24 protein-coding genes are annotated in these 25,411 nt (G+C 43.0%); 14 read left to right on the top strand and 10 right to left on the bottom strand.

The annotated features are described in order from the left end of the window. Positions 1-23 precede the first annotated feature (23 nt). Positions 24-2,099 (top strand): M13 family metallopeptidase, encoded by a 2,076-nt coding sequence (locus ACEN82_RS03420; RefSeq protein WP_413323123.1) that lies wholly within the window; start codon positions 24-26, stop codon positions 2,097-2,099. A gap of 405 nt (positions 2,100-2,504) precedes the next feature. After that, a complete protein-coding gene (locus ACEN82_RS03415; protein WP_413322873.1) occupies positions 2,505-2,951 on the top strand; it encodes a DUF1569 domain-containing protein in 447 nt (148 codons plus the stop codon). A 49-nt stretch (positions 2,952-3,000) separates the two neighbouring features. Here ACEN82_RS03415 and ACEN82_RS03410 read toward each other — a convergent pair whose 3' ends face one another. Then, the gene (locus ACEN82_RS03410; RefSeq protein ID WP_413322872.1) at positions 3,001-3,405 is read right to left on the bottom strand and encodes a hypothetical protein; all 405 of its coding nucleotides are present in this window, start codon (positions 3,403-3,405) and stop codon (positions 3,001-3,003) included. A 17-nt stretch (positions 3,406-3,422) separates the two neighbouring features. Then, the gene (locus ACEN82_RS03405; protein ID WP_413322871.1) at positions 3,423-3,611 is read right to left on the bottom strand and encodes a hypothetical protein; all 189 of its coding nucleotides are present in this window, start codon (positions 3,609-3,611) and stop codon (positions 3,423-3,425) included. Positions 3,612-3,737: 126 nt separating this feature from the next. Here ACEN82_RS03405 and ACEN82_RS03400 point away from each other — a divergent pair, with 126 nt between their 5' ends. Both ACEN82_RS03400 and mnmC2 read left to right on the top strand, forming a co-directional pair. Further along, entirely contained in the window at positions 3,738-5,087 is a 1,350-nt protein-coding gene (locus ACEN82_RS03400) for a rhodanese-like domain-containing protein (RefSeq protein WP_413322870.1), read from the top strand. Positions 5,088-5,198: 111 nt separating this feature from the next. Beyond that, on the top strand, positions 5,199-5,876 hold the full coding sequence (gene mnmC2, locus ACEN82_RS03395) for a tRNA (5-methylaminomethyl-2-thiouridine)(34)-methyltransferase MnmC2 (protein ID WP_413322869.1): 678 nt from the start codon (positions 5,199-5,201) through the stop codon (positions 5,874-5,876). An 8-nt stretch (positions 5,877-5,884) separates the two neighbouring features. Here the strand turns inward: mnmC2 and ACEN82_RS03390 are convergent, their stop codons facing one another. Beyond that, positions 5,885-6,715: a hypothetical protein gene (locus tag ACEN82_RS03390; RefSeq protein WP_413322868.1), complete on the bottom strand. Its 831-nt coding sequence runs from the start codon at positions 6,713-6,715 to the stop codon at positions 5,885-5,887. A gap of 138 nt (positions 6,716-6,853) precedes the next feature. On the opposite strand from ACEN82_RS03390, the gene mazG reads away from it, so the two are divergent. The 5 genes from mazG (at position 6,854) to ACEN82_RS03365 (ending at position 11,138) form a co-directional block, all read left to right on the top strand. Then, positions 6,854-7,657, top strand: coding sequence for a nucleoside triphosphate pyrophosphohydrolase (gene mazG / locus ACEN82_RS03385; RefSeq protein WP_413322867.1), 804 nt, complete (start codon positions 6,854-6,856; stop codon positions 7,655-7,657). Between the two features lie 75 nt (positions 7,658-7,732). Next, positions 7,733-8,161 (top strand): hypothetical protein, encoded by a 429-nt coding sequence (locus ACEN82_RS03380; RefSeq protein WP_413322866.1) that lies wholly within the window; start codon positions 7,733-7,735, stop codon positions 8,159-8,161. Positions 8,162-8,327: 166 nt separating this feature from the next. Next, entirely contained in the window at positions 8,328-8,882 is a 555-nt protein-coding gene (locus tag ACEN82_RS03375) for an RNA polymerase sigma factor (RefSeq protein WP_413322865.1), read from the top strand. Further along, entirely contained in the window at positions 8,875-10,395 is a 1,521-nt protein-coding gene (locus ACEN82_RS03370) for a hypothetical protein (protein WP_413322864.1), read from the top strand. Before ACEN82_RS03375 ends, ACEN82_RS03370 begins: the two co-directional genes overlap by 8 nt. Beyond that, positions 10,392-11,138 carry an outer membrane beta-barrel protein gene (locus ACEN82_RS03365; RefSeq protein WP_413322863.1) on the top strand — a complete coding sequence of 249 codons (747 nt, stop codon included), beginning with the start codon at positions 10,392-10,394 and terminating at the stop codon, positions 11,136-11,138. The genes ACEN82_RS03370 and ACEN82_RS03365 overlap by 4 nt, the downstream gene beginning before the upstream one ends. A 2-nt stretch (positions 11,139-11,140) precedes the next feature. On the opposite strand, the gene ACEN82_RS03360 is transcribed toward ACEN82_RS03365, so the two are convergent. Further along, complete coding sequence (locus ACEN82_RS03360; protein ID WP_413322862.1) at positions 11,141-12,292, bottom strand: ABC transporter permease; 1,152 nt, start codon at positions 12,290-12,292, stop codon at positions 11,141-11,143. A 155-nt stretch (positions 12,293-12,447) separates the two neighbouring features. On the opposite strand from ACEN82_RS03360, the gene ACEN82_RS03355 reads away from it, so the two are divergent. Both ACEN82_RS03355 and fmt read left to right on the top strand, forming a co-directional pair. Continuing rightward, positions 12,448-13,689, top strand: a complete 1,242-nt coding sequence (locus tag ACEN82_RS03355; protein WP_413322861.1) for an exo-beta-N-acetylmuramidase NamZ family protein — start codon at positions 12,448-12,450, stop codon at positions 13,687-13,689. A 33-nt stretch (positions 13,690-13,722) separates the two neighbouring features. Then, positions 13,723-14,640 carry a methionyl-tRNA formyltransferase gene (fmt, locus tag ACEN82_RS03350; protein WP_413322860.1) on the top strand — a complete coding sequence of 306 codons (918 nt, stop codon included), beginning with the start codon at positions 13,723-13,725 and terminating at the stop codon, positions 14,638-14,640. Between the two features lie 226 nt (positions 14,641-14,866). Here the strand turns inward: fmt and ACEN82_RS03345 are convergent, their stop codons facing one another. From ACEN82_RS03345 to ACEN82_RS03325, 5 genes are all read right to left on the bottom strand, one after another. Continuing rightward, on the bottom strand, positions 14,867-16,825 hold the full coding sequence (locus ACEN82_RS03345) for a M1 family metallopeptidase (RefSeq protein WP_413322859.1): 1,959 nt from the start codon (positions 16,823-16,825) through the stop codon (positions 14,867-14,869). Between the two features lie 239 nt (positions 16,826-17,064). Further along, positions 17,065-18,330: an anthranilate synthase component I family protein gene (locus ACEN82_RS03340; RefSeq protein ID WP_413322858.1), complete on the bottom strand. Its 1,266-nt coding sequence runs from the start codon at positions 18,328-18,330 to the stop codon at positions 17,065-17,067. 171 nt (positions 18,331-18,501) lie between these two features. Next, positions 18,502-19,779, bottom strand: coding sequence for an adenylosuccinate synthase (locus tag ACEN82_RS03335; protein ID WP_129571371.1), 1,278 nt, complete (start codon positions 19,777-19,779; stop codon positions 18,502-18,504). Between the two features lie 46 nt (positions 19,780-19,825). Then, positions 19,826-20,293, bottom strand: a complete 468-nt coding sequence (locus tag ACEN82_RS03330; protein ID WP_112567234.1) for a Fur family transcriptional regulator — start codon at positions 20,291-20,293, stop codon at positions 19,826-19,828. A 159-nt stretch (positions 20,294-20,452) separates the two neighbouring features. Next, a complete protein-coding gene (locus ACEN82_RS03325) occupies positions 20,453-22,675 on the bottom strand; it encodes a RelA/SpoT family protein (RefSeq protein WP_090529622.1) in 2,223 nt (740 codons plus the stop codon). Between the two features lie 109 nt (positions 22,676-22,784). Here ACEN82_RS03325 and ACEN82_RS03320 point away from each other — a divergent pair, with 109 nt between their 5' ends. The 3 genes from ACEN82_RS03320 to bshB1 are packed head-to-tail and all read left to right on the top strand — an operon-like array spanning position 22,785 to position 24,649. Continuing rightward, positions 22,785-23,399, top strand: coding sequence for a DUF4294 domain-containing protein (locus tag ACEN82_RS03320; RefSeq protein ID WP_274987065.1), 615 nt, complete (start codon positions 22,785-22,787; stop codon positions 23,397-23,399). Between the two features lie 4 nt (positions 23,400-23,403). Then, complete coding sequence (locus ACEN82_RS03315; RefSeq protein WP_373612826.1) at positions 23,404-23,910, top strand: glutathione peroxidase; 507 nt, start codon at positions 23,404-23,406, stop codon at positions 23,908-23,910. A 13-nt stretch (positions 23,911-23,923) separates the two neighbouring features. Next, entirely contained in the window at positions 23,924-24,649 is a 726-nt protein-coding gene (gene bshB1, locus ACEN82_RS03310; protein ID WP_090528162.1) for a bacillithiol biosynthesis deacetylase BshB1, read from the top strand. A gap of 102 nt (positions 24,650-24,751) precedes the next feature. Here the strand turns inward: bshB1 and ACEN82_RS03305 are convergent, their stop codons facing one another. Further along, on the bottom strand, positions 24,752-25,189 hold the full coding sequence (locus ACEN82_RS03305; RefSeq protein ID WP_091175294.1) for a hypothetical protein: 438 nt from the start codon (positions 25,187-25,189) through the stop codon (positions 24,752-24,754). Positions 25,190-25,411: the final 222 nt, after the last annotated feature.

Here is a 25,411-nt window from a genome sequence, read left to right as displayed (position 1 = left end):
AACTTTAATTTTTAAGTATTGACATGAAATTAAAGTTTAACTGTTTATTACTGGCTGCCTGCCTTGGCATGTCGGTAAATGTGTTTGCTGCAGATGGCCCCAAACCCGCAAAATCCAGGCACAAAACCTCCGCCCCTCCTAAAAAATTTATCGATCCCGCCAACATGGACCTGAGCGTAAAGCCCGGTGATGATTTTTTTGAATATGCCAATGGCGGCTGGCTAAAACAAAACGGCATCCCTGCTAAAGAAACCCGCTGGGGTAGTTTCCATATTTTGCGCCAGGAAAATACAGATAGGCTCATTGGCTTGCTGAATGAAGTAAGCCAGACATCAGCGTCGCAACCCAAAGGCAGCCTGAAACAACTTGTAGGAGATTTGTACGCCAGTGGTATGGATAGCCTGACCATCGAAAAAAACGGTTATGCCCCCATCAAACCCGACCTGGAGCGCATTAACCGGTTAAAAACCCCTGACGACTTTATTAACGAACTGATTTATGAGCGTGTTAACGGAATAAGTGCGCCGATTTTCAGGTTTGGGGTTGAACAGGATGAAAAGAATGTAAACAAATATGTGATAAGCCTTAGTCAGGGTGGCACTACCCTGCCCGACAGGGATTATTACCTCAAAAACGATCCGCGTTCAAAAAAAGCACAGGACGCATTAAAAAAGCTGATCACAACTTTGTTCACCCTTAGCGGAAGCAGTGCTGATGAAGCAGCCAAAAACACTGCTATAGTTTACGGCCTTGAATATACCTGGGCTAAGGCGCAATTGAGCCGTGTAGCCATGCGCGATCCGCATGTAACCTACAACAAGTTCCTGATTGCAGATTTTGAAAAACAAACCCCACATTTAAAATGGTCAAAAATACTACCTGCCCTTAATGCAGGTGGACAGGACAGTATTCTTGTTGGCCAGCCTTCGTTTTTCAGAGCTACCGACTCGCTGTTTGCAGCTACCCCGATCGCTAACTGGAGAATATACCTGCGATGGAATATTTTAAGAGGAACAGCCAGTTATTTAAGCTCCGACTTTGCTAACGCAAGCTTTGCTTACAACAGCACGCTGACCGGTCAAAAAGTACAGACACCGCGCGTTGAGCGCATGAGCGCCCTTGTTGATAGCTACCTTGGCGAATTACTGGGCCAGCTTTTTGTTGAAAAATACTTTACCCCGGCCGCCAAACAATATATGGTTGATTTAGTAAACAACCTTAAAGAAACTCTTGGCGACAGGATTAAGCGCCTTGACTGGATGAGCCCCGCAACCAAAGAACGCGCACTTAAAAAACTTAATGCTTTCACCGTAAAAATCGGCTATCCGGACAACTGGGAAAAATACGATGGCATGGTGATTAACCGTAACGATTACTTCAGTAACCTGCATGCAATAGTCAAATGGCGCTACAATTTTAATGTAAGCCGATTAGGTAAACCGGTTGATAAAACCCGATGGGGAATGACACCGCCAACCGTTAATGCTTATTACAACCCAACTAATAACGAAATTGTGTTCCCTGCCGGGATCCTTCAATTCCCGTTCTTTGATTTTAAGGCTGATGACGCCGTTAACTACGGAGGTATTGGAGCGGTAATTGGCCATGAAATGACCCACGGTTTTGACGACCAGGGTCGCCAGTACGATGCCGACGGCACACTGCGCGATTGGTGGACCAAAGAAGATGCCGATAAATTTAAATCGCGCGCAGATCAGGTGGTGAAACAATACAATGCCTTTACCGTTCTTGATACCCTGCACGTAAACGGCAAACTTACCCTTGGCGAAAACCTTGCCGACCTTGGTGGTTTGAACATTGCTTACGAGGCATTCAGCAAAACTAAACAAGGCCAGTCGGCTAATACCATTGACGGCTTTACACCCGATCAGCGTTTCTTCTTGTCGTGGGCACAGGTATGGCGTTCATCACAAACTCCGGAGTCGGCAGCGCAACGGATCCTGACCGATCCGCACTCGCCAGAGCGGTTCCGCACCAATGCGCCTATAACCAATATCAATGCATGGTACAAAGCATTTGACGTAAAACCCGGCGATAAAATGTATAAACAACCTGAAGACAGGACAAAGATCTGGTAAATCAGATCCTGTTTTTAGAAAAAAAAGAGGCTGTATCACTTACACTGATCAGCCTCTTTTTTTGCAGATACTTAAGCGATAGATAGTTTCTGTTTAATTAACTTTATTACCAAAAAAAGGGGGGGGGGGTAACAGGGTTAACATAATTTAGTGTCAATTTTTGATTATATTGTTCACAATCAAGTAATTGAGTGATTTTTATCCGAAAAAAGTGTTAACCCCTTTTTTATATATTCTCGGCTAAATTTCTATTCATAGTTAACACAACACCGGGTTGCAAATTTAATTTATGACACGACCTTGTTTTACAAAATATTGGCATAAATCCTCCCTGTTTATGGCTCAAATGCGCCTGTACTGCTTTGCAATTTCGTAGTAGCTTTATCATACCAACCCTTAAAACAAATGAAAACAATATTTGATAAAGAAACCCGCGACGGCCTGATTAGCAGGATCAACTTACTTGATGAAAGCAGCAAACCGGAATGGGGCAAAATGAACGTTTATCAAATGCTGAAACATTGCACCCTATCCGAAGAAATGTACCTTGGCAGGACAAAATATAAACGCTCGTTTATTGGTCGCCTGTTTGGAAAAGTAGCGCTGAAAGGTATGCTTAAAGATGATAGTCCGTTAACAAAAAATAACCCTACTGTTCCGCAATGTAAAGTAACCGAAGCCGGAGGCGACATAGAGGCTCAGAAAAAACAATGGATTGAACTGGTTGAGGAATATGGCAAAACTTCAAAAACTGATTTTGAGCATACTTTTTTTGGAAAAATGACCAGGGAGCAAATGGGCCAATTGGCCTATAAACATGTTGACCATCATTTGAGGCAGTTTAGTAATTAAGGGAGGATAGGAGGAAATATTTACGACACGACTAAGAAACCATACTGTTTTATTTATACCATAAAACCATTTCATCATTTAAGTCACCCCAATCATATCGCCCTAAACTTGTCTCAAGGATATCCAGCTTATTGTGAAATATGCCCAAAGCCATCGCATTTATAAAATGTTTTTGTCCGCTTCCATTTTCCAATAAAAACACTTTATAGTTATGATTTACTACAAAACCATGATCTTCAATTAATTTTATGTTTTGATTTTCATCGGTTAATGATATTTCCAATCCTTCAAAAATCGAATCAATAATCAGTGTTCTCACCCCTTTAAAAATAATATCGATATTATATTCTCTTTGGCGACTTCTCATGCTCCTGATTAATAATTGGCTATGTGTTGGAAGATAATCCAACAATTTAAATTCATTTGCAAAATCGGAGAATATCTGCGGTAACATGTCGTTTTCAACACTTATTATTGGGCGAGCCTCTCCAATAATTCACTATCTTCGGTAAGTATCTGCCTTAAATGAGCAGTTAGTTTAATATCATCCGGTGTTTTTAATGGCAGTTGTTTCAGGTATGAAAGCACATCTGCCAAAGCACCTTCCGGCACGTTTTCGAGTACTTTATTGATCTCTGTTTTTATTTCAGTTGCTGTCATATTCAAATTTAACTATTTATGTAGATAATATCCTTCACAGATTTACACAAAGCGATCAATATTTACACCACTCAAACATTGCACGAATAAAACATTCCGCCTAAGCATTATCTTTGCAGGCAAAATATGATCATTCAGCAATTTTACGATAAAGGCCTGGCGCATGGTTCATATGCCGTGATCCGTACGGGCAAAATGATAGTTATTGACCCGGCCCGTAACCCGCAGCCTTATTATGATTTCGCGGCCCAGCACGACGCCGATATTGTGGGTGTTATTGAAACCCACCCGCATGCGGATTTTGTAAGTTCGCACCTCGAAATTCATGAAACCACAGGCGCTGTAATTTATTGCAGCAAGTTAACCGGTGCAACATATCCGCACGAAACTTTTGATGACGGCGACGTTATCCAGCTTAACGATATTAAACTAAAAGCCATCAATACTCCCGGTCACTCGCCCGATTCTATCTGTATTTTACTGGTAGATGAAGAAGGCCGCGAAACCGCCGTCTTTACCGGCGATACATTATTTGTTGGGGATGTAGGCCGACCGGACCTGCGGGAAAATGTAGGTAACATTACCGCAAAAAAAGAGGAACTTGCCCGCCAGATGTTTCAAAGCACCCGGCAAAAACTCATGACCCTGCCCAAAAACGTAGTGGTTTACCCGGCACATGGCCCGGGTTCGTTATGCGGTAAAAATATGAGCCCCGAGCTGGAAAGCACCATTGGCCGCGAACTGCGTGAAAATTATGCCTTACAACTGATGGATGAGCTGGAATTTGTTAAAACGCTTACCACCGATCAGCCTTTTATGCCCAAATACTTCGGTCGTGATGTGCTGTTGAATAAAAATGGTGTACCAGGTTTTGAGGACAGCATTACTGCTGTACCCCGTATGGAGGAAGGCAGCGCGTTGGAAGCTGACATTTTAGTAGTTGATGGCCGTCCCAAAGCACAGTTCAGGAGCGGTCACCTGCATGGCGCTATTAACCTGCAGGATGGTGAAAAATTTGAAACATGGCTGGGTTCCATTATCGGCCCTGATGAGCAGTTTTACCTCATTGCCGAAAATGATGATAAGCTTGACACCCTGATTAAAAAAGCAGCCAAAATAGGCTACGAACAAAATATCAAAGGCGCATTGTTAGTTCCTGTAAACGCCAATCAAGTATCCCCCGATCTTGATTTAGACGCCTTCAGGGCAAATGAAAATGATTACACGATAGTTGATGTACGTAATCAGGGTGAAGTTGCTGCAGGCAAGGTTTTTAAAAATGCCATTAGTATACCTTTGCCCGAACTGCGCGAACGCATTAGTGAGATCCCTGCCGATAAGCCTGTCGTGGTGCATTGCGCTGCAGGCTATCGTTCGGCTGCCGGTGTTAGTATTGTTTCGGCTGCAATAAATGCCGTACCGGTTTATGACCTGGGTGAGGTGGTAACTGAGATGATGAAAGAGGTTCATGGCTAATGGTCATGGATGATAGTTCATGGTTCATGGCCAATAAGGTCTTGGAAACTATGAACTATCATCCATAAACCATGAACTAAGTATGCCACCCAAAACTATGAACTATCATCCATGAACCATGAACTAACCATAGTCCCCACAGCCGACGGCTCCAATACCATTTACAATGCTGAAGTAGGTGAGCATTACCACTCGCGCCACGGAGCTTTGCAGGAGAGCTTGCATGTATTTGTTAAATCAGGCTTACAATATTTCCTGGAGCGGAATAACACCAGCGGGGTTAGTATCCTCGAAGTTGGTTTCGGCACCGGACTCAACTTTCTGTTAACGGCCGATGCGTGTACCGGCACGCAAATAAAACTTGATTACACCGGTATCGAAGCTTACCCCGTAAGCGCCGAAATGATGGCGCAAACCGGCTACCAGCAATACATCCCGGAGCTGCTTTGGGAACAATTCAACAATAATTATTCTGCTGCATTAACAGATAGAGTTCAAATCGATACCACAACACAGCTACATATCGCTCACAGCAAGCTGCTGGATTTTAAAACAGACGATCAGTTTGATATTATCTATTTCGACGCCTTTGCCGCAGCCCATCAACCCGAAATGTGGGATGAAGAAGCTATCGGTCACGCCGTTAGCTTTTTAAAACCGGGTGGTCTGTTTGTTACCTATGCTATCACCGGCAACCTGAAACGCATGCTCAAAAGCCAGGGCTTTAAAATAGAGAAAGCACCCGGAGCACCCGGCAAACGCGAAATGCTCAGGGCAGTAAAACTTTAAATCTCCGACTACAAGAACCGGAAGCCTACATTGAATTTCAGTGTAAAACCGTTGGTGGTTGGCAATTCGCGGTAAGCAAACTGGCCCTGGGTTGCAGCGCTGCGGGTAGCGTAAATAATGGGGCCGCCGCAAAGTGAAAACGCCAGCCGCGAATTTACAGGAGCGTAATTTAACGATGGGCCGATCAATAAACGGGCTCCGCCTTCGGCTTCATCGGCTTCCCAAAAACCTTCCAGGTCCTGCCCTACCGCTTCAAAACCGCCGAAAAGCTGGCCCGAGATATGACGGTGCACACCAACGCTGGTTATCAAATCCAAACCATCGCGGTGGGTTGAAAACGCTTTTTCAAAACGAAGATTAGCGCCAAGCTTCCATTTTGATACTTCATATGCCGCGGTTATACGGCTGAACGCTACAGCATCACTGTTAAACTCCCTTCTGAAACCCAGGCTCGCCCCGGCCCTGAAACCCATCGGCTGAGTGCCGCCAATAAAATCACGTAGTACCTCGGCTTGCTGCAGGGTACGCACACCACCGTTGTTACTAAAGCCTGTACCCAGCATGGCCATTAAGGTAAACTTATTGCCCAGGTCCCCCTTGGCCGAAAAATTTTGATCAACACCGTCAAAACCCAAAGGCGTAACAGTCCTCTCACCATATCCGCCCGAATAATTTAAACTCCAGTTGCGCCCTTGCGGGTTAAGTGTACTTACAGTAAACAAAAAAGGCTGCGGCTGGCTAAAGGTGCTATTGGCCACATCGCCGGCAGGCTGCTGTTGAGCATAGCTTGCTTTAATTATCGAAGTAAAAAGAAGGAAAAACAGGTAAGTTTTTTTCATGGTAAAATGTGCTTATGGGTAGCATTAACAATTGGCTAATAAAATTAATTAATGTTAGCTTAAAATTAATGATACAGTAAGTTTTCATTAAAGATGTTATCATACCTTTGCAACATAAGTATTCATTATAAATAATTTATGCCTTTAAAAGCCCCTGAAACTGCCCCTACCGCCTCCATCGCGTTCGACAGGCTACTCATAATCATGGACGACCTGCGTGCCAATTGCCCATGGGACAAAAAGCAAACGCTGGAAAGCCTGCGCCACCTCACCATTGAAGAAACCTACGAGTTAAGCGATGCCATTTTAGGCGGCGATATGCCCGAAATAAAAAAAGAGATTGGCGATATTATGCTGCACCTGGTTTTTTATGCCAAAATAGCTTCCGAAACCAACGACTTTACCATTACCGATGTTTTGAACAGCGTTTGCGACAAGCTCATCAACCGCCACCCGCATATTTATGGTGATATAGAAGTGCAGAACGAGGAAGATGTAAAACGTAACTGGGAACAAATCAAGCTTAAGGAGGGCAACAAATCTGTTTTGGGAGGCGTACCGGCTTCCTTACCGGCGCTGGTAAAAGCATCGCGCATACAGGAAAAGGCGCGCGGCGTTGGGTTTGACTGGGAGGAGAAAAGCCAGGTTTGGGCAAAAGTTGAGGAAGAGATGCAGGAGTTTAAAAACGAATTTAATGCCGAAGGTGAAAGCACTATCGACCATGAAAGGGCCGAAGCCGAATTTGGCGACCTGCTGTTTTCGCTGATCAATTACGCCCGCTTTATTAATATCAACCCGGAAAACGCCCTCGAAAAAACCAATAAAAAATTCATTAAGCGCTTTCAATACCTGGAACTTAAAGCGCAGGAAAATGGCAAACAACTGCATGATATGAGCCTGGCCGAGATGGATGTTTTTTGGGACGAGGCAAAAAAACTGTAAAATAATACAGCCCGTTTGTAGCGTTTAATAAAAAACATGCGTAATGGTTAAAAATTGATAACGAGATAAGATTATATGAAACGTAATTTATTTTACCTGCTTCCATTATTGTTAACATTAGGCGTAGCCTGCTCTCCCAAAAATGAAGTTGTTCCGGTTGCTCAGCCACAGGGCAATTTTACCGGTACATTTGGTGCGCTGGTTAAAAAAACAAGCGGTACCGGTTATGATACCGTTCGTGATACGATAGCTTTAAAACTTACCGCGGCATCATTATTTAAAGTAGCTACCGACACCAGGAAACACGTGGCGAGCTACGGAGGATTTGTGTACAACGGCTACTACATCCAGTTTAATGACTCATCGGCGGTAGTACCGGGTGTCAAAAAATTTCATCTTAAAGGTGTTTACCAATATTATTATGATGGAAACGTATTTCAACTGCAGCGCAACAGCAACGGCGATACGTTAACTGTTCAATACAATTTGAAAAAAACGAATTAACTACTTTTTATTGTTTTATTACGTTGCCGGTGCCCGCATTGAGGGTACCGGCTTTTTTGATTACTACAGCAAATAATCCGGGCAGAATTTTTTTTATTTTGTATCATTTAACTGTTTTGCTGCGTAAAGGCTTTAAAACAACATTTAGCGGAACTAAGTACATTTAATGCATCCACCCCCTCGCATTACCGAAGAAGAGATCGTAAGGCAATGCAAAAAAGGCAGTTTAAAACATCAGGAATTGCTGTATAAGCAGTTCTATGGCTATGCTATGGGTATAAGTTTGCGTTACAGTTTAAACCGCGATGATGCCCTTGAAGCTGTAAATGACGCTTTTATAAAAGTGTTTAACGCTATTGGCGGCTACAATATCGATAAGCCGTTTAAAGCCTGGCTCCGCACCATTTTGGTTAACACAGCCATCGACCGCCGGCGCAAAGACCTTAAATTCCAGCTTAATGTTGAATTGGAAAATGCCGCCCCCATCAGGAGTAGTATGGGGCCGGTTGATAATTTAAACGTACAGGATATTTTAAAATTGATGGTTGAACTCCCGGCTATACAACGAACTATTTTTAACATGTATGAGATAGACGGCTATGACCATGATGAAATAGCCACAACGCTCGGCATCCCGGTAAGTTCATCGCGCGTTTACCTGAGCAGGGCCAAAGAAAGATTAAGAAGTATATTAAGAAAAGAAGCACAAAACCATGGATGACCAGTTGGATAACGACTTAAGAGACCGCATCAGGGAAGTGTTTGATAATTACGAAGACACTACCGCTGATGAAGGCTGGCTGCTGCTCAGGGAGAGATTCCCTGTTCAGGAAAAACAGCGCCGCCCGGTTTACCTATGGTGGGCAAGCGCCGCTGCTGTCCTGTTATTGTTTTTGAGTATAGGCTTATGGATAGCATCGAACAAAAATAATGTTAATAATGATGGCCAAACATTTTCGGCTAAACCGGTAAAACCTGCGCTGCCGCAAAGCAACGCGGCAGATAGCAATGTTCAAAACGCTACCCCGGAACGGTCTCCTGTAACAACTAAGCAATCACCTGCAACAAACCTTGCGGGCAACAATAGCACCCAATCTTCAGCAACAAAACTGAATCCGGCAGGCAACACCCCGGCAAATAAATCAAACGTACTTGCAAACAATAGCGCTTTAAATAAACCGGCGGGCAACGTAATCGTAAATCAACCGGCTGCAACCGTACCAGCGTTTACACCTGTGCCGGCAAATCCAGTAAGTGTAAACCCAGTTAACGGTATTGCCAAAACCAACGTGCCCCCTACCGTTCAACCGGCTAATAGCGGCGTGATCAATGTAACTCCGGCTAAAAAAGCTGATAGTGTAAAATCTGTATTGCAGCAAACCAACGCGCAGCAATATGCTAATAACCCTGCTGTACAGCCTCCGGCAAATACCAAACCTGTTAATACAACCCCGCCTGCTGTTCCATCAGTAGTAAAAGTAAAACCAAAGATCAACTCTATGGAATCTTTACTTGCCAGCGATCAGGATCAGCCTAAAAAACCTGATATGGACATGGACGAACGCAGGGTAAAATTCAGTGTTTACGCGGCTACATTCTTTAACTATGCCAAAGGCAGCCAAAACCAGGTAAATGCCGGCGCAGGCTTTACATCTGATATTAAGCTAAGTAAAAACCTCAAACTTTCTACCGGTTTAGCTTTGGCCCAAAACACGCTTAATTACAATAAAAATCAACCCTCAAATGTTGCGGCTGCGGTGTCATTTTCGCCATCGTTAAGCACAGCCTATAACACGCTGGCCGATTTTAATAAAGTATCGTCTACACCTTCATTTAAAAACTACAGTGCTAACCTGATCGGTCTGGATATTCCTGTTAACCTTAAGTATGAATTTAACCCGCAAAAAAATGACACTTATATTTCTGCAGGTTTAAGTTCGGGCACATTTATAAATGAAGCCTACACGGCAAGTTACAGTTACCCCGGGCTGGCACAGGCGGCAGGTGTACAACCGCAAACATCCGATGAAACAACACACAAAAGCTTCAATAGCTTTTATTTTGCCAAAACCCTGAACGTAGCATTTGGTGTTGGCTATCCGCTTGGCAAAAGCAACAGGATAATTATTGAACCTTTTTTGAAATACCCGCTTGACGGCCTCGGCTCGCAGCAGATAAAATTTGGGGCAGGCGGCTTAAACCTGAAACTGAACTTTACAACACATAAAAAATGAAAAAGTACATCCTTATCCTTGCCCCATTGTTGATTAGTGGGTTGCAGCTCCGTGCTCAAAAGTTAGAAGTTACTGTACAGGCCAACACCGGTTTATTTCATTTTGCGGGTAAATCATCATCGGCTACCACCCAGGTATTACAAGGCTCAATCACCGGCGATCCGATGAACCGTGCCAATAACCCATACGGCAGCAAAAATGGCTTTAGCTATGGCGGCAGTGTCCAGGTTCAAACGGTATCAAAAGGCGGGTTTATAGTCGGGCTGCAGGGGGGATATGAATTATTAAGGAGCAAAGCCGAAGTTAATAAATATACCCCTATCATTCTTAATCCAACGGAATACGACATAGTAGCAAATGACGCAAGTTTTGCTGTAACCGGCCATGTTGCTTTACAAAGTCAAAGTATTAACCTTAATCCATATATCGGATACCGGTTTGCCCTGAATAAAGTTAAGCTTGATATTTTACCGGGGATGGATATTGGTCTGATTCTGGATACAAGGGATAAAGGCGAGGTAAAAGACAAAGAAGGCAGAATTTATAAAGTTGACTACAAAAGAAGCAAAGCCCCAACCGATGTTCGGTTGCGCCTTGGTGCCGCCGCCAGTTACGGCCGCTATGGCTTAAATGCAAGCTTTGCCCACGGCCTTACCAACTATATGAAAGATATGGTAGGTGATGCCTCCTTTAACGCGCATAGTGAATATTTTAGGTTGGGATTAAGTTACCGGTTGCTTTAAACTTACTTAAACTGGATAGCCTTCACCGGTGAGATCCGGCTCACCAGCGTTGATGGTATAATAAGTACAAGGAGGCAAATGATCAGCGTACCAATATTGAGGACAACAATATCAAAAATATTAAACTCGACCGGTACAAAGGTCATATAATACGAAGCCTGGTCCAGTTGGAAAAAATGAGTATACATCTGGAAATATCCCAGGCCTATCCCCAGTAAATTGCCCAATAGCAGCCCAAATCCTATCAGGTAACTGGCATTGATCAGGAATATTTTGCGGATGGCCCAGTTAGATGCCCCCATGGCTTTGAGCATCCCGATCATAGCGGTTCGTTCAAGGATCATGATCAGCAGGGCCGATATCATGTTGATTACAGCAACCGCCACCATCAATACCAGCATCACTACCGAATTTACATCGAGCAGGTTGAGCCACTCAAATATGGTGGGGTAATCTTCTTCAATAGTATACTCTTTCAGCTTTACTGGTAAAACATTTTCAAGGGCGTTGGCGGCTTCATTGATATGCTCAAAATCTGACACACGCAGTTCGTACTGGCCTATCTCGTCCGGTTTCCAGTCGTTAAGGCGGTTAATAAGCGATAGTGCACCAATAACAAAGGTTTTATCAACCTCTTCAACACCGATATTGAAAATACCTTTAATTTTAAACTGGCGTTTACGAAGCGGTTCCTGTACAAAATACATCAGCAGCTTATCCCCGACCTTTAGTTTAAGCCTGTCGGCCGTTGTTTGCGAGATCATGATCTGCTTTTGCGCCTCAACTGAATCGGCAAAATTGATCACCTCGCCGGCAACCATCATTTTTTCAAAGTAGCTCCAGTCGTAATTCTTGTCAACACCTTTAAGTACCACTCCTTCAATTTCATTATTAGCCTTAACAATGCCCGGTTTGGTGGCCACCGGCATTACGTGGGTAATAAACGGACTTTTAAGCGCGCGCTTAACAAATTCATTATCAGCAGGAAATGAGGAACTTTGGTAAGAGTTATTCAGGTCGAACTTAACCACACGGATGTCGCCGGCAAAGCCCCGAACTTTATTGCGGATTTCGTGTTTAAACCCTTTAACGATAGCAAGTGACAGTATCATTACACCAAGGCCCAGCATAATGCCTATTATTGCAATACGCACTATCAGTTTTGAAAATGTGCGTTTTGATTTAAATGTTATACGAGCTGATATAAAGGAGGCGAAACTCAATGGCCGACTGATTTTTTGTACCTTCGCAAATATGCGGTTTTGCTGTTAAACCTGCTACTTTTAAAATTGTTTCAACTCAATATTTTATGAATAAGATTTGTGCTTTTTTACGATTTGCCCTGATAACAGTTTTACTTGCAAACACGGCCTGCAGCCAGGCAACCAATTATAAAAGCTGCAAGACGGCATCCATCTCAAAAAACAAAAAAAACAGCCCTATTATTCCCGGAGCTGATCAGATTCCGCTGTATATTAACTATCTTAAGGGAAAAAATATAGGCATGGTGATTAATCAAACTTCGGTTATTGGTAAAAATTTAACTGCCAGTGTAGATAGTTTGGTGCATTTAGGAGTAAACGTAAAAAAGATTTTTGGCCCCGAGCATGGTTTCAGGGGTAATGCCAGTAATGGCGCTACTGTTGGCGACACTCAAGACCCTAAAACCGGTTTACCTGTAATATCGCTGTACGGTAACAAGCATTACAAACCAACCCCGGCCGATTTAAAGGGTATCGACCTCATGATATTTGATATCCAGGATGTTGGCGTACGCTTTTACACTTATATTTCAACCCTGCATTACTTAATGGAGGCCTGTGCCGAAAACAATGTAGAGCTCATGATATTTGATCGCCCAAACCCTAACGGTTATTTAATTGATGGCCCTGTTCTGGATACGGTTAACCGTTCATTTGTGGGCATGCACCCCATCCCCATCGCCCACGGTATGACTATTGGCGAATATGCCCAAATGATAAACGGCGAAGGCTGGTTAAAAAATGGGGTTAAATGTAAACTGAAGATTATTAAAGTGGCTAATTACAAGCATAATTTGCCTTATACCTTACCCGTAAACCCTTCGCCCAACTTAAATACGCCTATATCAATTTTATTATATCCGAGTACCTGCTTATTTGAAGGTACAACATTTAGTTTGGGCAGGGGTACGCTCTTCCCCTTTGCCGTACTGGGGCACCCGGCGTTGAAAGGTAAATACAGTTTTTCGTTTACACCCAAAAGTATCCCGGGTATGAGCGAGAACCCGCCGCAGAAAGACCAGGAATGTTTTGGCATTAATCTGCAAAATATTCCGCCAACTGATATCACGGGTACAGGTGTTATTAATTTGAAATGGCTATTGGAGTTATATAACGCCTTCCCCGACAAGGACCATTTCTTTAATGCCTATTTCATAAAGCTTACAGGGACAGCCGAACTGAGGAAACAAATTGAAACCGGCAAAACCGAAGATGAGATCCGTGCCGGCTGGCAACCCGGACTAACTAAGTTTAAAGCCACACGCAAAAAATACTTACTATACGAATAACAGAATAAAGCACATCTAATACCTAAACATACTATGAGAATTATATTTATGGGTACCCCCCAGTTTGCCGTTGCCTCGTTAGACGCTTTAATTAAAGCCGGTAGTGACATCGTTGCTGTTGTTACAGCGCCTGATAAACCAGCCGGAAGGGGACAAAAAGTTAGTGAGTCGGCTGTTAAACAATATGCCGTAGCTAACGGCTTAAAAGTGCTGCAACCCGAAAAACTTAAGAATGAAGATTTTATTGCCGAATTGAAAGCATTGAAAGCCGATCTGCAGGTTGTTGTAGCCTTCAGGATGCTGCCCGAAGCTGTTTGGAACATGCCTGCCAAAGGTACCATAAATTTACACGCCTCATTATTACCTCAATACCGCGGCGCCGCGCCAATTAACTGGGCGCTGATTAACGGCGAAAAAGAAAGCGGCGTAACCACCTTTTTTTTAAAACATGATATTGATACCGGTAACATCCTGTTCACCGAAAAAATAACCCTTACCGGCCATGAAGATGCCGGCGAATTACATGACCGCCTCATGAACAAAGGTGCAGGGCTGCTGGTTAAAACAGTTAAAGCGGTTGAGAGCGGTCGTTATAATGAGCACCCTCAATCACAACTTGCCGAGGGGGCGGAGTTGAGACATGCACCAAAAATCTTTAAAGATGATTGCCGGATTGATTGGACGCAGCCTGCTTTGTCGATCTATAACAAAATTCGTGGCCTGAGCCCGGTACCAACTGCGTATACCGAGCTTAATGGCAAAAGCCTAAAAGTTTATGCATCTGAATATCAATTATCAGAACCGGCCATACAACCCGGAGGCTTTTTAACGGATAATAAAACCTATTTAAAATTTGCAGCCAAAGATGGCTTTGTATTGTTAAAAGACATCCAGTTAGAGGGTAAGAAACGCATGGGTATTGAGGACTTTTTAAGGGGCGTGAAGTTGTAAGAACATTTCGTTGAGCATCAGGGCTCTATGCGAAGGACCCTGATGGGACTGGAAGTTAATATCTACGATTGTCATTTCGACGAACAGTGAAAGGGTATTGCAGGGCGTGAGGAGAAATCTTATAAACCCTGAACAAAGCAGGGCGTATAAGATTTCTCTTTCGCTCCTGCGTTTATTCCCCCGCTTGCTCTATCGAAATGACATTTTTGTTTATACGAGTTGATTTTTAATTTTTTACTTCATAACTATTATTCCCCCTGTCCGCATCAGGATAAATTTTTTCAGGGTCGATAACCACTTTGGCAACCGCAACCTTTTTATCGCCTGTAAAGGAATAACTACTGCTGTACTCCCAAATCTCAACCGGGAATTCACGATGCTCCTTTGAGCCATCAGCGTAGTTTATTTCAACCACCAAAGGCATGGCTGCTTTGTCCATATTTTCGACTGTAATAATAGGTTGGGAACCCGCCCTACTTTCTACTTTAACAATTCTTTGATCGAGGCGATAGTTTTCGAGGAACATCGATTTCCAAAACCAGGTTAGGTCTTCGCCGGCCGAACTATCCATACTCCTAAAAAAGTCCCATGGGGTTGGGTGTTTATAGGCCCAATCACGGATATATTTTCTGAAAGCGCGGTCAAAACGTTCCGCACCTAAAATTTGATTACGCAAAAGACCTAAAGAATAAGCCACTTTTTGATACTGCAACGGATATACCTGGTTACCGGGCAAAGCATCGGGGCGGGTAACAATAGGCAATAGCTTTTCTGCAAACAGGGAATCGAGCGGACTATCGATCTCTACATAACCTATAAACTCACCTTTATTAAAAGCTTTGGTAGCAATTTTGTCAATGAACATATTAAACCCTTCATCCATCCATGCGTATTTACGCTCGTTGCTGCCCACTACCATCGGGAACCAGGTATGGCCCAACTCATGGTTTACTACTGCAAAATACATATTGCCGGTATCTTTTGCCGAGCAAAAAACCATGCCGGGGTACTCCATACCATCCAGGTTTGAAGCCACGTTAACTGCTTTGTTATAAGGGTATGGGAACCATTTTTCGGAAAAATGCTGCAAGGTAAATTTGATATACTCCGACGAGCGTTTCCAGCTGCCCTGCTTCTCCGATTCTACCGGGTATACCGAGCTACCCATTACCCGTTTACCATCAGCAAGCTTAAAACTCTCCGCTTCCCAAATAAACGACCGCGAGGCCGTCCACGCAAAATCCCTTGCATTATCCAATTTAAATTTCCATGTACAGGTAGCTTTTGCTGGCCTTGATGATGGGGCAGTTACTTCTTTTGCTGTACGGATCTGCACCGGCACATCACTTTGTTTAGCAGCCTGCCAGCGCTTAAGTGCGGTTGGTGTTAGTACTTCTTCAGGATTGAGCAGATCTCCAGAGCTTTCCACAATAAGTCCCGATGGCACTGTTATATTAACCCTGAAATTGCCATACTCCAGGTAAAACTCACCGTTACCTAAGTACGGCAGTGTGTTCCATCCTTCTACATCATCCAAAACACACATCCTGGGGTACCATTGTGCCACCGCATAGATATTACCGTTTTTTGCTGGGAGGATATCGGTGCGGTTAACCAGGAAATCGGCATTTTTATAATTTACCGGGAAGTTATAACGATAACGGATGCTAAAACTGATGGCCTGCCCGCTTAACAGCGGCTGTGCCAGCTCAAGTTGCATGCGTGTATCATAAATATGGTATTTGATATTTCCAGCTTTATTTCCGGCAAGCTGAACGCCTTCTACCTGGTATCCGCCGTCTGGAGTAGTTTTTTCAGGATCCTGGTAAAGGAATAATTTGGATTGGATACCCCTCGAATCTTTCTTGAAAACATTCTGCTCCAACTGCAGCCACAACTCCGAAAGGGCTTTGGGGCTATTATTGGTATAAGTAATAGTGGCTGTGCCTGTTATAAGGTTGGTTTTATCATCAAGCGCTACATTAATTACATAATCGGCCTTGTTTTGCCAATAAGCAGGGCCCGGTTCGCCGGTGGCTGTGCGATATGAGTTATCCGGAGGTAATAAGGGTTGTGCCGGGAATAAATCTGAAGGATGATACTTAGTTTGGGCTGAAGAGATAGCGGTTGCTAATAAACACAGGGAACCGATAATTAGCTTTATGTTTTGTAGGGGTCTTAACATATTAATAATTTAATAAACGGAGATTTGAAATTTTTACAGCTCAATATAATAAAAGTTGATGATCTGTAAAACGTGTTTTGTAGAGGCACATCACATGCGGCTCCCATAGGACAAACAGTATCAGGACAAGTCACGGAGAAAACTGCTACTACTCTACAGGCACAAGTGAGCATGTACACTGGCCATCGCTCAACACTTGCGCCAATAATGAACTACTTATTTTCATTTTTCTGGATTTTTCAATTCCCTCCCAAAACTTCCATAACCGCCTGCGCCTTCAACAAACATTCTTCATATTCATTTTCGGCAACGGCGTGATAAGTTATAGCTCCACCTGCGTGAAACGAAAGGTATTTATTGGAGGAATTATAAAGCAATGAGCGGATCACTACGTTAAAATCAAAATCATCATCCGGACTAAAATAGCCTATTGCACCTGAGTATACGCCACGCTTACTGCGCTCATATTGCTCCATCAGCTGCATACAGCTCACTTTCGGGGCACCGGTCATGCTGCCCATAGGAAAAGTGTTTTTGATGGCTTGCACATTTGATAAGCCCTCCTGTATTTCGCAAACCACGGTCGAGATCATCTGGTGCACCTGTTTAAAGCTGTAGATACCAAAAAGTTCTTCGGTTTTAACCGTGCCGGGTTTAGCCGAGCGGGTTAAATCATTTCTTACCAGGTCAACAACCATTACGTTTTCCTGCAGTTCTTTGGGATGGCTGCGCAGGCGCTGTTTAGCCTGTTCATCGGCTTCATTATCATCCATCCTTTTAGCCGTACCTTTTATGGGTTGCGAGATGAGTTTACTTCCCCGTTTAGCCAAAAATCGTTCAGGCGAGGCGCCGAGAATATAATTCCCATTCCATTTAAAAAAAGTGGAGAACGGATTGGGCGAAACTTCGTTCAGTCTCGTAAAAATCTCCAGCGGATGAAGAAGTATATCCTCTGCAAAAAATTCCTGACAAAAGTTAGTGACATAAATATCGCCGCGGGTAATGTGCTCTTTTATTTTGTTTACCGTGTCAATGTATTCCTGCCTGCTGAAGCGTGGGGATAGGTTGATATTAGCCTGCTGTACAGGTTCGATTAAACCCTGCTCAATGATTGATCTTATAACAAATTCGGGATTATCCGAAATAATTTCAGCCCCCTCCCCCCTGATCAAAATCAGATGCTGAGGAACAAAGAAATACAAATCTGGAAATTTTAAGCCATCGTGATTAGTTGATGTAAGCGCTTCAATTTCATTTTTAAGGTCATATCCCAGGAAACCTGTCATCCAGCCGGGATTATTTTTCCTGAACTCATCAAGCTGATCAAAAGCGTTACCTGCATCTGCAGTAAGTTCGGCACGGGCGCCAACCGCTATCAGCGTATCAAATTTGGAGTAGGGATCATTAAATCCGTTCGAATCAAGGTAACACAGCGTATCAAAAGTTGTGGCCCATTGTAACGCCTTCTTTCTGAATCCCGGCAGATCATTAACCTGTACTATCACCCCGCAAAAATAACCAAGTAAATGAAAAAAGGCCGGAACGTCCGGCCTTTTTATTCTTATTTATAGTTATGCCATCCTGAACTTTGTTTCAGGATCCTACAAGAAGGTTACACATGAAGTACACCCTGCTGGTGGGGTGCCGAAATAAATTCGGCATGACGCTTTTTATTCTTAGTGCAATGTTAAAGTCTGCTTCCTGTCTGGGCCTACTGATAAATATTTTACTGGTACGCCCAGTTCGGCCTCAAGATAATCAATGTATGATTGCAGCTTAGCCGGGATCTCAGACAGTTCGGTAATACCAGTCAGGTCTTCGTTCCAGCCGTCAATTTCCTTATATACCGGCTCTGGTTTTACTGAACAAATATCATAAGGCATATAATCAATCTGTTCGCCCAGGTAGTTGTAATGAGTAGCAGCATAAATTTTATCGAAACCGCTTAATACATCAGCCTTGGTCATTACCAGTTGGGTAACGCCATTAAGCATAATAGCATATTTTAAAGCCGGCAGGTCGATCCAGCCGGTGCGGCGTGGCCTGCCTGTAGTTGCACCAAACTCGTGACCAACTTTGCGTAATTCTTCGCCGGTTTCGTTTTCCAACTCGGTTGGGAACGGACCACCACCCACACGGGTGCAATAAGCTTTGAAAATACCTATTACTTCGCCAATTTGCTGCGGGGCAATACCCAAACCTGTGCAAGCACCGGCAGCGGTAGTATTTGATGAAGTTACGAATGGATATGAACCAAAGTCGATATCAAGCATAGCGCCCTGTGCACCTTCGGCTAAAACTTTTTTGCCTTCTTTAATATAGTTATTAACCAAATGCTCAGAATCAACCAGCGGGAACTGGCGTAAAACATCAAGCGCCTCGAAAAACAAGGTTTCACGTTCTGAAAAATCTGCTACTTCACCATAAAGCTGCTGCAGCATAGATACATGCTTATCAACCAGCTTCTGATAACGCTCTTTGAAATCAGGCAGAGTGATATCACCGATCCGTAAACCATTACGACCGGTTTTATCCATATACGTCGGCCCAATACCCTTTAAGGTTGAACCAATTTTGCCTTCGCCCATCTTTTTTTCGTTGGCAGCATCAAGCAACTGGTGGGTTGGTAATATCAGGTGTGCTTTTTTAGCTATTAAAAGATTCTTTTTAGCCAGCAGATCATGTCCGGCATCTTTTAATTTATCCAGTTCTTTTTTCAGGGTGATAGGATCAATCACCACACCATTACCAATAAGGTTCATGGTGTTTTCAAAAAATATACCTGAAGGAATGGTGTTTAAAACAAACTTTTTACCGTCAAACTCCAACGTGTGACCTGCATTTGGCCCGCCCTGGAAACGTGCAATCAGGTCGTAACCTGCGCTAAGCACATCAACAATTTTTCCTTTTCCTTCATCGCCCCACTGGAGGCCTAATAATACGTCAACAGCCATTAATTTATCGTAAGTTCAAGAATATGTGTTATGAAAGGGGGCAAAGTTAAATTTTTCTGTCACAAAAACCCTCTCTTAATTTGGTACAATTACCATAAAGATTTAAAGAGTGGTGTTTGATGTCAAATTTCAATATATCGCCCATCATACTCTGGATCTGCTGGATGCGCGGATCGCAAAACTCAACCACTTTACCACAGTCGATGCAGATGATGTGGTCATGCTGTTTGTAGCCGTATGATTTTTCAAACTGGGCCATGTTTTTGCCAAACTGATGTTTAGTAACCAGATCGCACGAAACCAACAGCTCAAGCGTATTGTAAACCGTTGCACGGCTTACACGATATTTTTTATTTTTCATGTGGATGTACAACGACTCCACATCAAAATGATCTGTACGGGAATATATTTCTTCGAGTATAGCAAAACGTTCAGGGGTTTTCCTGAGGTTTTTATTTTCGAGGTAGGCCTCAAAAATTTTTTTAACCATTGGTATGGTATCCTGCTGTGACATAATGATGTATTAACGGGGCAAAGTTATTAATAAATTATGGATTAGAGAGACAAGAGGTCAAGAGTCAGGAATCAAGATTGGTGAATTCTGTCTTGCCTCATAATTCTTAATTTCCTGCTTCTTTCTTGCTTCTTGACTCTTGACTTCCTGCTTCTATCCTCACGATGCTTTTTCAATCGCCGAATCAAAACGGTTAACCGCGGTTACGCCTTTTACTTGTTTTAGGTTTTTAATCAGGGTATCAAGGTGACTGGTGTCATTCACATACAACATCAGCGAGCCTTCAAATATACCATTATCACTATCAACAGTGATAGATCTGATGTTTATTTTAAAATCATTTGATATTACCGTAGTAAGCTTATTGATCAGCCCTACCTCATCAATACCGGTAATACGCAAACCGGTTAAGAAGGCAAGCTCCTGCTGATTTGTCCAGCGGGCTTTTACTATCCTGTAGCCATAGTTGGCCATGAGCTTAGCTGCATTAGGGCAATTGGTACGGTGGATCTTGATGCCATCGCTTACGGTAACAAAACCAAAAACATCATCGCCGGGGATAGGATTGCAGCAATTGGCCAGCTTGTAATCAATCTTTTGCATATCCTCGCCAATAAGCAGGATATCACTGTCTTTGGCCTTGATATTTTTGATGAGGTTTTGAACCTGCTCCTGGTCAATTTTATCCTGCGGCTTATTGTCAATTACTTTTTCGGATGCCTGGTACTCTTTCAGGTCCTTCATATCAATAATGCCTTTGGCAACATTGTAAAAAAGATCCTGGGTGGCCTGCAGCTTAAAAAAGTAGCTGATCTTTTGCAGGTTTTCGGAGTTATAGGTGATCTTGAGCGATTTCATTTTACGCTCCAGGATCTCTTTGCCATCCTCGGCAATCTTGCGTTTCTCCTCTTTTAAAGCCGACTTGATTTTAGCCTTGGCCTTGGCGGTAACTACAAAATTAAGCCAGTCTTCCTTAGGGGTTTGCTTGCCTGAGGTAATGATCTCAACCTGGTCGCCGTTTTGGAGTTTATAGCTTAGCGGCACCAACTTATGGTTTACCTTGGCACCGATACAGCTTGCGCCTACATCGGTATGGATCTCGAAGGCAAAGTCGAGCGCCGTAGCATTCAATGGCAACTGGATCAGCGCTCCTTTTGGCGTAAAAATGAAGATCTCATCGCTGAAGAGGTTCATTTTAAAATCGTCGATGAAGTCGAGCGCGTTGGTATCGGGATTTTTGAGCATTTCGCGCACTTTATGTACCCATTGGTCAAGGCCGCTGTCGGTGCTGGCTTCCTTGTATTTCCAATGCGCGGCAAAACCTTTTTCGGCAATCTCGTTCATGCGCTTGGTGCGGATCTGCACTTCAACCCACTGCCCCCGTGGGCCCATTACAGTGGTATGCAACGACTCATAACCGTTGGCCTTGGGTGAAGAGATCCAGTCGCGCAGCCGGTCTGGATTGGGGCGGTACTGGTCGGTTACTATAGAGTAAGCTTTCCAGCAGTCGGCCTTTTCATGTTCAGGGGCGCTATCCAATATGATCCGGATGGCGAAAAGATCATATACCTCTTCAAAAGGTATCGACTTCTTTTTCATCTTATTCCAGATAGAATGGATTGATTTCGGCCTGCCAAAAATATCAGCCTCAAGTCCCTGGCTTTGCAGAGATTTATTGATTGGCTCGATAAAATCACGAATAAAACGCTCGCGTTCGGCTTTTTTCTCGTTCAGCTTATTTTTGATGAACTGGTAGGTTTCGCGCTCCATGTATTTCATGGAAAGGTCTTCCAGCTCAGATTTTATGGCGTACAAACCCAGGCGGTGGGCAAGCGGCGCATACAGGTAAACCGTTTCTGATGATAACTTGAGCTGCTTATCCCTGGGCATAAACTCCATGGTACGCATGTTATGCAGCCTGTCGGCAAGCTTAATCAATATCACCCTAACATCATCGGCAAGGGTAAGCAGCATTTTACGGAAGTTTTCGGCCTGCAATGAGCTGTTGGTATCAAATACACCTGATATTTTGGTAAGGCCGTCAATAATTTTGGCTACCTTTTTACCAAATTCCATCTCAATTTCATCAAGCGTCATGTTGGTATCTTCAACCACATCATGCAGCAGGGCGCACACTATTGAGGTAGTACCCAGGCCAATTTCTTCGGCGGCTATCTGGGCAACGGCAATAGGGTGGTATATATAAGGCTCGCCGCTTTTACGGCGCATGTCCTTATGGCTTTCCAGTGCCATATCAAATGCCTTGCGTATCATGCGTTTATCGCCCTTTTGCAGGGTTGATTTACAGGCACGCAACAAAGCACGGTATCTTTTTAGTATCTCGTTCTTCTCGGCTTCCAGGTCTATCACTAAGTCTTTCATGTACGGGGTATTAGCGGTATTCAATCATAAACATGCAGCAAATAAATATTATTGCAGGTATTAGTAAAATACCAAAAAAAATTACATTATTTTTGTATTAAGTAAAAATATGAAATTTATTGGTTTTACGCTGCTGTTATGTTGCTTAATGGGTGCTGCAAAGGCCCAAACAGCTACGCCTGCACCCGTAACTCTTGGCAAAAATGATACCATCAGAACAGCCATGACCAACCTTGACGGCGAGCTTGTACCATGGATAGTTGAGCCGGAGGTTAGAATTGTAGATACCCGTATTTTTGCGAGCGAGGCCGACAGGCTAAACTACCGTCGTTTGCGTTATAATGTAATGAAAGTACTGCCTTACGCACGTTTTGCAGGGCAAAGGTACCGCCAGTTACAACGCGACCTTGCCGTTACCGCCGACAGGAAAAAACAAAAAGAACTGGTTAGCACCTGCGAGGGTGAAATAAAAAACCTGTTCAATAAAGAGATCAAGAACCTGACAATTAGTCAGGGCGAAGTTTTAATTAAGCTTATTGACCGCGAAACCGGGCAAACCAGCTTTGCTATGGTTAAAGAATTAAAAGGCGGCTTCAAGGCTTTCATGTTCCAGTCGGTAGCAAGCATATTTGGTCATAACCTCAAAGAAACCTACGACCCTGAAGAACAGAAGGATATCGAGGCCATATTAAATCAGGCCGGATATAATTCATACAGCAATTAGTTTAATGGATAACAAAAGCATTTACCGGTTTAACGTTAAAAAGTTAAACGGTGAAGAGATCAGTCTTTCCGAATATAAAAACAAAGTTCTTTTAATTGTAAACACGGCATCGCAATGCGGCTTTACACCTCAGCTAAAAGAATTGGCAGCTTTAAAAACTCAGCTTGCCGGCAAGGACTTTGAAATCCTCGCATTCCCTTCAAATGATTTTGGCGGACAGGAACCTTTAGATGGTGAAGCTATTGCCGTTTTTTGTGAAGCCAATGGAGCAAATTATCCCATATTTGAAAAAATACGGGTACGCGGCCCCTATGCCGACCCTTTGTATCAATTTTTTGCCGATAAAAAGGAGAATGGAAATGTACGGTCGGTTCCGCGCTGGAATTTTCATAAATTTTTAATTGATAAGAATGGGCATGTAGTTGATTTTTACTACCCTTTCACCAAACCAAACTCCTCAAAAATCAGGCGAAAGATTGACCGCCTGCTGACAGCGGCATTTAACCAATGAATTACTTTTGCGCATGCTTAAATTAGATATATTAGTTTTATCGGTACATCCTGATGATGCTGAATTGGGTTGTTCAGGTACAATTTTAAAACATATTGCCCTTGGCTATAAAGTTGGTATTGTTGACCTTACCCGTGGCGAACTGGGCACCCGCGGCTCGGCCGAGATCCGTAAACAGGAAGCTGCCGCCGCCGCCGAAATATTAGGTTTAGCCGTACGTGAAAACCTTGGCCTGCCCGATGCCTTTTTTGAAAATACCCGCGAACACCAGGTAAAGGTTATTGAAGCCATCCGCAAATTTCGTCCTTCCATCGTAATAACCAATGCTTACCATGACCGCCATCCCGATCATGGCCGGGCAAATGAACTTGTTGAAGCCTCGGCATTTTTAGCGGGCCTTCGCAAAATAGAAACTTTTGATATTGATGGCTCACCACAAGAGGCCTGGCGGCCAGACATGGTGCTGCATTTTATACAGGATAATTATATTACCCCTGATATATTAATTGATGTAACCGAACATTGGGATAAAAAGATAGAGAGTATTAATGCCTATGGATCGCAGTTTTATAACCCAAGCTGGGAAGGTGAACCTCAAACCTATATTTCGACATCTAATTTTATTGAGATAGTAACCGGCCGGGCACGCGAGTTTGGCAAAAGTATCCAGGTAAAATATGCCGAGGGCTTTACCAGCAGAAAAATTTTAGGGGTAGATAATTTATTTAACCTTAAATAATATTTATATTTAACTATAAGTTATATATAATAAATTTCACCCTAAATAAACAGGGAGCCTGATTTTCAGGCTCCCTGTTTATTTTAGCAAGTATGATGATACTTATGCTTTAATATATTCAAAGCGATTATTTTCATTGCTCCTCTCCCTTCTGAGCTTATTTTCATTAGCTAATTTTAAGAGGATCCCTGAAAGTTCAGATGTTTTAAAGTCAGAGTCATACTGTTCTTTACAGTAATTGGCAATTGATGAAATAGAACGCTGACTATCAAAGAAATCTGTATTTAGCAATTGATTAAGTATTTTGGTAGCACCAGGCTTTTTACGCCCGGAAACACCTCCGCCTTCATCTTCAATGCGTAATTTCCTTACTTTTTTACCAAACATTTCAACACCCTCGGCATCTACTTTCTCCGATTCGATCATAACCTCCAGTAAACGGTCAATTATACGAACCTGCACGGCTTCAGATTTGAATGAGTTTACAACCTCGGCAACTTCAACCAGTTGTTTCTTTAATTTCTCTATGTGTTTGCTCATGGTGCTTGAAATAGAACTACGTTACTTTAATAGGGTTGCAACAAATCTAATCGGAATAATAACAAAAAATATAGCGGATTTTGGAAAAAAAGTAGCGTATATTAATATCTTTCTATTTTTGCAAATAATAGATGCCGATTTTACCTTATTAAATATTAGTTAATTTCATCCGTTTCATGAGCGGATTTAGCTGTAGCCGGGATTAATTTTCTTTATTTACTG

Source organism: Mucilaginibacter sp. Mucisp73, assembly GCF_059491465.1.
The sequence above is the reverse complement of the archived record's forward strand: the minus strand, read 5'-3'. Positions and strand labels throughout refer to the sequence as shown.

Bases quoted from the DNA above. Each gene is read 5' to 3' on its own strand.
- ACEN82_RS03420 (WP_413323123.1), top strand. From the start codon at position 24: ATGAAATTAAAGTTTAACTGTTTATTACTGGCTGCCTGCCTTGGCATG.
- ACEN82_RS03415 (WP_413322873.1), top strand. From the start codon at position 2,505: ATGAAAACAATATTTGATAAAGAAACCCGCGACGGCCTGATTAGCAGG.
- ACEN82_RS03410 (WP_413322872.1), bottom strand. From the start codon at position 3,405: ATGTTACCGCAGATATTCTCCGATTTTGCAAATGAATTTAAATTGTTG.
- ACEN82_RS03405 (WP_413322871.1), bottom strand. From the start codon at position 3,611: ATGACAGCAACTGAAATAAAAACAGAGATCAATAAAGTACTCGAAAAC.
- ACEN82_RS03400 (WP_413322870.1), top strand. From the start codon at position 3,738: ATGATCATTCAGCAATTTTACGATAAAGGCCTGGCGCATGGTTCATAT.
- mnmC2 (WP_413322869.1), top strand. From the start codon at position 5,199: ATGAACCATGAACTAACCATAGTCCCCACAGCCGACGGCTCCAATACC.
- ACEN82_RS03390 (WP_413322868.1), bottom strand. From the start codon at position 6,715: ATGAAAAAAACTTACCTGTTTTTCCTTCTTTTTACTTCGATAATTAAA.
- mazG (WP_413322867.1), top strand. From the start codon at position 6,854: ATGCCTTTAAAAGCCCCTGAAACTGCCCCTACCGCCTCCATCGCGTTC.
- ACEN82_RS03380 (WP_413322866.1), top strand. From the start codon at position 7,733: ATGAAACGTAATTTATTTTACCTGCTTCCATTATTGTTAACATTAGGC.
- ACEN82_RS03375 (WP_413322865.1), top strand. From the start codon at position 8,328: ATGCATCCACCCCCTCGCATTACCGAAGAAGAGATCGTAAGGCAATGC.
- ACEN82_RS03370 (WP_413322864.1), top strand. From the start codon at position 8,875: ATGGATGACCAGTTGGATAACGACTTAAGAGACCGCATCAGGGAAGTG.
- ACEN82_RS03365 (WP_413322863.1), top strand. From the start codon at position 10,392: ATGAAAAAGTACATCCTTATCCTTGCCCCATTGTTGATTAGTGGGTTG.
- ACEN82_RS03355 (WP_413322861.1), top strand. From the start codon at position 12,448: ATGAATAAGATTTGTGCTTTTTTACGATTTGCCCTGATAACAGTTTTA.
- fmt (WP_413322860.1), top strand. From the start codon at position 13,723: ATGAGAATTATATTTATGGGTACCCCCCAGTTTGCCGTTGCCTCGTTA.
- ACEN82_RS03345 (WP_413322859.1), bottom strand. From the start codon at position 16,825: ATGTTAAGACCCCTACAAAACATAAAGCTAATTATCGGTTCCCTGTGT.
- ACEN82_RS03335 (WP_129571371.1), bottom strand. From the start codon at position 19,779: ATGGCTGTTGACGTATTATTAGGCCTCCAGTGGGGCGATGAAGGAAAA.
- ACEN82_RS03330 (WP_112567234.1), bottom strand. From the start codon at position 20,293: ATGTCACAGCAGGATACCATACCAATGGTTAAAAAAATTTTTGAGGCC.
- ACEN82_RS03325 (WP_090529622.1), bottom strand. From the start codon at position 22,675: ATGAAAGACTTAGTGATAGACCTGGAAGCCGAGAAGAACGAGATACTA.
- ACEN82_RS03320 (WP_274987065.1), top strand. From the start codon at position 22,785: ATGAAATTTATTGGTTTTACGCTGCTGTTATGTTGCTTAATGGGTGCT.
- ACEN82_RS03315 (WP_373612826.1), top strand. From the start codon at position 23,404: ATGGATAACAAAAGCATTTACCGGTTTAACGTTAAAAAGTTAAACGGT.
- bshB1 (WP_090528162.1), top strand. From the start codon at position 23,924: ATGCTTAAATTAGATATATTAGTTTTATCGGTACATCCTGATGATGCT.
- ACEN82_RS03305 (WP_091175294.1), bottom strand. From the start codon at position 25,189: ATGAGCAAACACATAGAGAAATTAAAGAAACAACTGGTTGAAGTTGCC.